Genomic DNA, 7245 nt, shown 5'->3' with positions numbered 1-7245 from the left:
GACGCTAAGCCAGCGGCTCTGGCTCACCCGGTGGCAGTGGCATCTCGAAGACGTTGAGCGTCATCGACACCAGCATGTAGTAGCCGCACACGCCCACCAGATCGACGACGCCCTGCTCGCCGAAGGCGTCGACGGCGCGTTTGTAGTTGGGCTGGGCGACTCGGTTGGTCGCGAGATATTCGCTGACGAAGTCGTAGACGACCTTCTCGACGTCGCGCGTGAAGGGTGGCGTCTGGCGCGTGCGGACCGCCTCGACGATCGCTTCAGACAACCCGGCCTCCTTGGCGAGCCGCGCGTGGGCATAGAATTCGTACTGCGCCTTGAAGTGGCGGCCGACCAGGCAGATCGCGAGCTCGCTGAGGTCGCGGGGCAGCGAATTGTTGAAGCGGCAATACTCGCCGAGCTTCTGGGCGCGGTCGGCAAGGTGCGGGCTCCTGAGCCAGGGCTCGAACGGCCCGCGCAGGCCGCCGCGCGGCCCGGCGACGATCGCGTCGGCCACCTTCTTCTGTTCGGGCGTGAGCTGGTTCAGGTCGAGCGGAGCCAGACGCGGCATTACCAATTCCTCCGGGTTGTGACAGCAGGGCGCGCTAAAGCGGGCAGCCGGCGTCGCCGGTCTGACTCTTGTCGGCGTTGTCGAAGATTCGATTGATGATCGCCTCGCCGGCATTCTGCGCCTTGTCGGCCTGGGCGCCGCACGAACCCGTCGCTGCCCACAGCACCTTGCCGCCGTCCGTCGAGTAGAGGGTGAGCGTGACGCGCAAGGTCGGCACGCTGGTCGGCGAGCTGAGCCCATCGCGCCGCCGGATCGCATTGCTGGGCAGGTCCATGCGCGGATTGGAGCCCGGCGGAGCGTAGGAGGGCTGGCCGCCTTGGGTGCTGTAGTCGCCGCGGCTGCTGTCGGTGAAGTCGAAGTAGCTCACGTCCATGCGCATGACGTTGCCGCCCGAGAAGCCGACCTCGTTGCCGCGCTTGGAGAGGCGCGTCATCACCTCGCGGCGCAGCTCGCGCGACAGGTGGGTGTCGGACGTGAGCTGGACGGCGACCTTGGTCTTGGGAATCTTCTGGTAGGCCTTGACCTCGATCTCACCGAGCTTGGGACCTGGCGGCAGGCCGTAGCTCTGCGCAGAGGCCTGGGTCGTGGTGGCGAGCAGCCCGAGGGCCGCCGCGAAAATCGCAATACGCATCCGGCGCTCCTTAGGCTGCGAGCCGGCGCCAGCCCGGCTCATCGCGGTCGAGCAGGCGCTTCAGTGAGTCGAAATGCAGCAGGGCCTGCTGGGATTCGCCCGCGATCTGGTTGGCGGTGTGCTCGGCGAGCTTGGCGTCGATGTTGTGCAACGGCCGGCCGGTCTGCATGGCCAGCACCTGCACCATGGCGGCACGCTCAAGGTAGTAGAGATCGTCGTAGGTCTGGGCCACCGTCGGGCCCGAGACGATGACGCCGTGGTTGCGCAGGAACAGGATGTCCTTGCCGGCCATGGCGCTGCACATGCGGTCGCCTTCCTCGTTGCTGAGCGCGACGCCGGCATAGTCGTCGTCGTAGGCGATGCGGTTCCAGTAGCGGAAGGCGTTCTGGGTGCACATCTCGATGCGGCCGTCGCGGATCGAGGTCAGCGCTGTGGCGTAGGGCATGTGGGTGTGCAGCACGACCTTGGCGCGCGGGTTGCCGGCATGGATGCGGGCGTGGATGAAGAAGGCGGTTGCCTCGACCGCGTACTTGCCCTCGACGATGTTGCCCGCGCCGTCGGCGATCACCAGGTCCGAGGGCGTGATCTCCGACCAGTGCAGGCCCTGCGGGTTGACCAGGAACAGGTCCTCGCGGCCGGGCACGGTCATGCTGAAGTGGTTGCACACGCCTTCGTTGAGGCCGTGCCGCGCGGCGGCCCGCAGGGCGGTCGTGAGGTCGATCCGTGCCTGTGTCACGGGGTCGTTGGCCAGCATCAAGAGGTCTCCATTGCCGAAGGACGTAGCGAGTGGCGATGATGCTGCCAACCCTAAAGCGGTTTGTGACCGGATGGAACCGCCGGCGTGGGAGCTGATCGATGGACGTCCTGTTTCGCTCGCCGCTGGGGGCGCTGCTGGCCAAGCCGTGGGTCGACCAGGCCGGCCTGTTCGGCCTCAAACGCTGGTACTTTCCGCTGTCGCGCCTGTGGGCGGCGGCCAACGCCGCCGGCGACGAGACGGCGCGCTTCCGCGACGAGATCGGTGCGCCGGTCGCGGCCTGGCCGGAGTCCTACCTGCGATCGGTGCTGGCACGCCATGCGGCGCGCAAGGTGGCGGCGGAGGCCGCTCGCTCGGCATGGGAAACCGCGCTGTTCGACGATGCGTCCGACGAGGACGGCCTCGTCCTGGATCATCGGCGCCGTGCCACCGCCACCCGCCATCTGGCGACGCGCGCCTCGTTCTATCCGTTGCTGTTTCCGACCCGGCCGCCATCGGCGCGCTGGGAGATCGACCAACCCGCCGATGTCGAGCACACCCTTGGACCGGCGATTGCCCGGCCGGACAGCCTCTACGACACCGCCGTCGATGTCGGCACCGTCGCCGTTTCGCGGCCGGTGATGCGAGACCGCCTGCGCGAGTATTGGTTGCGCGCGCCGACGCCCGCGCCGCGACTGGGGCAGCGGCCGGGCAGCGAAGCGCTCTATGCCCGCGTGGTCGAGCCAGCCGACGCGGGACCATGTCCGACGCTGATCTTCGGCAGCGGCCTCTGCCTGGAATTTGAGCTGCTGACGGTCTCGCGCGGCCCGGCCACCCGGCTCGCCGAGCTGGGCTGGCGCGTGGTCGAGCCGATCTCGCCCTATCACGGCCTGCGCGCCATGCCGGGACGCTATGGCGGCGAGCCGTTCTTCGCCGCGGGACCGACCAGCTCGATCGACCTCATCGCCGGGCAGGCGATCGAATCGGCGCTGCTGATCGCCTGGTGCCATCAGCGCTTCGGCGGCAAGGTGGGCCTCGCCGGCATTTCGATGACGTCGTTCGTGGCCCAGCAGGCTGCCAGCCGTTGCCACCTGTGGCCGGCCGAGGCGCGGCCCGACGGCGTCATGCTCATCAGCCATTCCGGCCGCATCGAGGACGTGACCTTCGGCGGCGCGCTCGCCGTCACGCTCGGCCTCGATCGTGCCTTGGCGCGCGCTGGCTGGTCGCGCGAGGCGCTGGCCCACCTGTCGGAGCTGATCGATCCGACTGCGGATCCCGCGATCGCGCCCGCGAACATCGTTTCGGTGCTGGGCGAGACCGACCGCTGGGTGCCTTACGACGACGGCCTGGCGGTCGCGCAACGCTGGCGGCTGCCCGACGCCAATGTCTTCCGCTATCCGCTCGGCCATCTCGGCATGCCGGTGCAGCTCACGCGCGATGCCCAGCCGTTCGAGCGCCTCAGGCAGGTACTGGCCGGCGCGTGACGTCGGCGCCGGAAATCTCGCGCACCAGCTTGGTGCGCACGGCGCGGCCGAAATGGTCGAAGTTGTCGGCCACGATCATGAACGAGCCCGGACCGCCGATGACGTTCTCCTCGTAGTACTTGTCGAGGGTAAGGTCGGGCGGACGGCCGAAGTTGGTGCGGTTCATCATCACCGGCAGGCCGTTGACCACGATGCCCTGCTCGACCAGGCGGTCGCGCACCAGCTCGGCCGGCGGACCGTCGTTGGTGCGGCCGTCGCCCGAGATGTCGATGACGCGGCGCTTGGAGACGAAGCCCGAATTGTCGAAGCGCTGGCCGGCATGGGCCAGCGCGGCGCCGACCGCCGTCCAGCTCTGCGACTGGCGCGGCGCCTCGGCGAGCTTCTCAGTGAAGCGGCGCGCGGCGGACGGGCTGTCGATCACGGTCCAGTCGATCACCACCACCTGATAATGCGTGCCGGCCCATTCGGTGTAGCAGACGGCGATGCGCTGGGTCTCGCCCGACAGGATGGCATCGATGACGCGATCGTTGGTGAGCGCTTCGATGTAGCCGCGACGCTGCAGCTCGGCTTCGACCTCGTCTATGGAGCGCGACACGTCGACCGCCAGCACGAGCTGCAAGTCGACCGGCGTCTCTGCCCTTGCCGAGCTTATGGCCGTCGATGCGGCGGCAGCGGCCGCCAGGGAGCCCAAGAGCGCGGTCCGTCGCTTCATGCCCACCCTCCGGATAGAGGGTTGGGAGCATAGCACTTCTCATTCGACCGTCATGATGGCCAAACGAAAACGCCGGGGGCAGAGCCCCCGGCGTTCCGTTCGTTCAGGTCGCTGTCAGCGGCCTATTGATCGTCGTCGAAGCCGCGCTTGCGCGGCTCGTAATCGCGCTCGCGACGCGGGCGATCTGCGCCGCCGCCGCCATGACGGCGCGGCGGACGGCCGAAGTCGCCACCACCAGGAGCACCACCGCCGCCATCGAAACCGCCGCCAGCCGGCGGCGGACCGCCGGAGAAGTCGGCGCGTCGATCGCGCATCGGGCCGCCACCGCCGCCGCCAGCGTCGCCGCGGTAACCACCGCCTCCGCCGCCGCGGTCACCGCCGCCACCACCGTAGCCGCCGCCACCACCGCCGCCGCGATAGCCACCGCCACCGCCGCCGCCGTAGCCGCCGCCGCCACCACCGCCTCCGCCGTAAGGCGGACGCGGACCGCGCGGACGGAAGCCGCCGCCATCGCGACCACCACCACCGCCGCCACCGAAGCCACCGCCGCCACCACCACCGGGCTGACGTTCGACGGCTTCACGGACCGCGATCGAGCGGCCATCGAGCAACGCGCCGTTCATGGCCTGCATGGCCGAGGCGCCCTGATCATCTGTTTCCATCTCGAGGAACGCGAAGCCGCGGCTGCGGCCGGTCTCGCGATCCACGATCACTTTTGAAGAGGTAACGGTGCCGAACTGAGAGAAGGCTTCTGACAGACGCTCAGACGTGACCGAGTAGGGCAGGTTGCCCACAAACAATTTGCGACTCATTCAAGGCTCGGGGCTGGAGGAAGGATAGAGCGGAGTCCGGCTCGCGCTTGCTGGACGACTGGGTCCAAGCGTTTCGATGACATTTGACAGATGACCAAGAAGCTCACGAGAAGACGTTGACCGGCGTAGCGCTCCGCGATCGTGCCGAGACTCATGATGATGCTCGTCGGCCAGTATCGCAATGCAGGCTTTATGCGCTGAATCACGGCTCAAGTCCACCGTAAGCGGATCACGAAGATGGCAGGGTTGAGATCGATTTGTGCAGGTCACACAATCGACATGGAAATGGGAGGAATTGCATGATCGCCGACCATCGGACGCACGAGCTAGAGGCGGGCATCGTCCGAGAGTTTCTCGCGCTGCGCGAAAAAGAAAAGCATCCCGACACTGTAGTCGGCTTCCTCGCCGGCGACGTCGGCAATGTGAGCGCGATCATGCATATCTCGGCCCGCGAAGAGCTCGCCGTCGGCACCAGGCGTCGCCCTGCGATGGCGGATGATCCCGCAGAGCGACCTTATTTGCAGAAGAGCCGAGAATATATGAACGACATCGGCAACAAGATGTTGGTGTCGAACCCGATTTCACCCACGAAGTAAGGGAAAGCCATGACGAGCTCTCATCCGCGGCGCAGCGGCGCCCAAGTCCTGATCGATCAGCTGCGCATCCACGGCACCGACACGATCTTCGGCGTGCCGGGCGAAAGCTACCTGGCGGCGCTGGACGCGCTCTACGCCCAGCGCAACTCCATCCGCTTCGTCATCTGCCGCCAGGAAGGCGGAGCCGCCAACATGGCCGAGGCTTACGGCAAGCTCACCGGCAAGCCCGGCATCGCCTTCGTCACGCGCGGTCCGGGTGCAACCAACGCCAGCATCGGCTTGCATACCGGGTTCCAGGATTCGACGCCCATGATCCTGCTGGTCGGTCAGGTGGCGCGCGAGGCCTCCGACCGCGAAGCCTTCCAGGAAATCGACTACCGCCGCATGTTTGGCCAGATGGCCAAGTGGGTGGTCCAGATCGAGGATGCACGGCGCATCCCCGAACTGATCAGCCAGGCATTTCACACCGCGCTGAACGGCCGGCCCGGCCCGGTCGTGGTGGCGCTGCCCGAGGACATGCTGGTCGACGAGGTCGAGGTGCCGGACGCCGGCCCCTACAAGATCGCGCGCGGCGCGCCGGCGGCCGAGGACATGGCGACGCTGCGCGAGCTTCTGGCGGCGGCCGAGAAGCCGATGGTGATCGTGGGCGGCGGCGGCTGGACGGCCAAGGCTTGCGCCGACATCAGGGCCTTCGTCGAGGCCAACGACCTGCCGGTCTGCGCCTCGTTCCGTAACCAGGACCTGTTCGACAACCGCCATCCGAACTACGCCGGCGATCTCGGCGTCGGCGTCGGACCGGCGCTGGGCAAGCGCCTGAAGGCCTGCGACCTCATCATCGCCGTCGGCCCTCGACTTGGCGAGGCGACAACCGGCGGCTACACGCTGTTCGACCTGCCGGTCCCGAAGCAGAAGCTGGTGCACGTCCATGCCGGCGCCGAGGAACTGGGCCGCGTCTACCAGGCGACCCTGCCGATCAACAGCGGCATGGCGAACTTCGCCGCCGCCGCAAAGGCGATGAGGCCGGTCGATGGCAAGCGCTGGAAGGCCGAGACCGCGGCGGCGCACGCCGAGTACCTCGACAACATCAAGCCCGGGCCGCTGCCCGGCACGGTGAACATGGGCGAGGTCATCGCCTGGCTGAACAAGCGCCTGCCCGACGATGCAATCATCACCAACGGCGCGGGCAACTACGCGGCCTTCCTGCATCGCTTCTTCCAGTATCGCGGCTTCAAGACCCAGCTCGCGCCGACCAGCGGCGCCATGGGTTACGGCGTGCCGGCGGCGGTGGCGGCGAAGATCGCCGAACCCGATCGCATGGTGGTGTCGCTGGCGGGCGATGGCTGCTTCCTGATGAACGGCCAGGAGTTCGCGACCGCCGTCCAGCACGGCGCCAACATCGTGATCACCGTGGTCGACAACGGCATGTACGGCACCATCCGCATGCACCAGGAGCGCGAGTATCCGACGCGCGTGGTCGGCACCGAGCTCAAGAACCCCGACTTCGCGGCCTACGCGCGGGCGTTCGGCGGCCACGGCGAGACGGTCGAGAAGACGGAAGACTATGCCGCGGCGTTCGAGCGCGCGGTGGCGGCGGCCAAGCCCGCCATCATCCACGTGAAGACCGATCCCGAGGCGCTGACCTCGCGCATCACGCTCAGCAAGCTGCGCGAGCAGTCGCTGGCCAGGCAGAAACACTGAGACAAGAGGCGGGTGAAGGGGGTGCT

Annotated in this window: 8 protein-coding genes; 3 read left to right on the top strand and 5 right to left on the bottom strand. The window is 67.8% G+C overall.

The window, feature by feature from the left end; all coding sequences use genetic code 11:
* Positions 1 to 4: 4 nt before the first annotated feature.
* Genes RSO01_RS31695 through RSO01_RS31685 form a run of 3 tightly spaced genes read right to left on the bottom strand, consistent with a single transcriptional unit; the run spans position 5 to position 1938 of the window.
* Positions 5 to 553, bottom strand: coding sequence for a carboxymuconolactone decarboxylase family protein (locus tag RSO01_RS31695; protein ID WP_147154565.1), 549 nt, complete (start codon positions 551 to 553; stop codon positions 5 to 7).
* Positions 554 to 587: 34 nt separating this feature from the next.
* Positions 588 to 1184, bottom strand: coding sequence for a hypothetical protein (locus RSO01_RS31690; protein WP_147154564.1), 597 nt, complete (start codon positions 1182 to 1184; stop codon positions 588 to 590).
* A gap of 10 nt (positions 1185 to 1194) precedes the next feature.
* Positions 1195 to 1938: an aldolase gene (locus RSO01_RS31685; RefSeq protein ID WP_147154563.1), complete on the bottom strand. Its 744-nt coding sequence runs from the start codon at positions 1936 to 1938 to the stop codon at positions 1195 to 1197.
* 101 nt (positions 1939 to 2039) lie between these two features.
* Between RSO01_RS31685 and RSO01_RS31680 the strand changes: the two genes are divergently transcribed.
* Positions 2040 to 3401, top strand: a complete 1362-nt coding sequence (locus RSO01_RS31680) for an alpha/beta hydrolase family protein (RefSeq protein ID WP_147154562.1) — start codon at positions 2040 to 2042, stop codon at positions 3399 to 3401.
* Here the strand turns inward: RSO01_RS31680 and RSO01_RS31675 are convergent.
* Positions 3376 to 4113 (bottom strand): DUF1194 domain-containing protein, encoded by a 738-nt coding sequence (locus RSO01_RS31675; protein WP_147154561.1) that lies wholly within the window; start codon positions 4111 to 4113, stop codon positions 3376 to 3378. The two genes, RSO01_RS31680 and RSO01_RS31675, sit on opposite strands and share 26 nt — an antisense overlap.
* A gap of 122 nt (positions 4114 to 4235) precedes the next feature.
* A complete protein-coding gene (locus RSO01_RS49995; RefSeq protein WP_147154560.1) occupies positions 4236 to 4925 on the bottom strand; it encodes an RNA recognition motif domain-containing protein in 690 nt (229 codons plus the stop codon).
* A gap of 299 nt (positions 4926 to 5224) precedes the next feature.
* Here RSO01_RS49995 and RSO01_RS31665 point away from each other — a divergent pair, with 299 nt between their 5' ends.
* Together RSO01_RS31665 and RSO01_RS31660 are read left to right on the top strand one after the other, a co-directional pair.
* Positions 5225 to 5521, top strand: coding sequence for an NIPSNAP family protein (locus RSO01_RS31665; RefSeq protein WP_147154559.1), 297 nt, complete (start codon positions 5225 to 5227; stop codon positions 5519 to 5521).
* Between the two features lie 9 nt (positions 5522 to 5530).
* The gene (locus tag RSO01_RS31660) at positions 5531 to 7219 is read left to right on the top strand and encodes a thiamine pyrophosphate-binding protein (RefSeq protein ID WP_147154558.1); all 1689 of its coding nucleotides are present in this window, start codon (positions 5531 to 5533) and stop codon (positions 7217 to 7219) included.
* The last annotated feature ends 26 nt before the right edge of the window (positions 7220 to 7245 follow it).

This window comes from Reyranella soli (assembly GCF_007992495.1).
Taxonomy (GTDB): domain Bacteria; phylum Pseudomonadota; class Alphaproteobacteria; order Reyranellales; family Reyranellaceae; genus Reyranella; species Reyranella soli.
The sequence above is the reverse complement of the archived record's forward strand: the minus strand, read 5'-3'. Positions and strand labels throughout refer to the sequence as shown.

Coding starts and splice junctions, on each gene's coding strand:
- RSO01_RS31695 (WP_147154565.1), bottom strand. CDS start 553: ATGCCGCGTCTGGCTCCGCTCGACCTGAACCAGCTCACGCCCGAACAG.
- RSO01_RS31685 (WP_147154563.1), bottom strand. CDS start 1,938: ATGCTGGCCAACGACCCCGTGACACAGGCACGGATCGACCTCACGACC.
- RSO01_RS31680 (WP_147154562.1), top strand. CDS start 2,040: ATGGACGTCCTGTTTCGCTCGCCGCTGGGGGCGCTGCTGGCCAAGCCG.
- RSO01_RS31660 (WP_147154558.1), top strand. CDS start 5,531: ATGACGAGCTCTCATCCGCGGCGCAGCGGCGCCCAAGTCCTGATCGAT.
- RSO01_RS49995 (WP_147154560.1), bottom strand. CDS start 4,925: ATGAGTCGCAAATTGTTTGTGGGCAACCTGCCCTACTCGGTCACGTCT.
- RSO01_RS31665 (WP_147154559.1), top strand. CDS start 5,225: ATGATCGCCGACCATCGGACGCACGAGCTAGAGGCGGGCATCGTCCGA.
- RSO01_RS31690 (WP_147154564.1), bottom strand. CDS start 1,184: ATGCGTATTGCGATTTTCGCGGCGGCCCTCGGGCTGCTCGCCACCACG.
- RSO01_RS31675 (WP_147154561.1), bottom strand. CDS start 4,113: ATGAAGCGACGGACCGCGCTCTTGGGCTCCCTGGCGGCCGCTGCCGCC.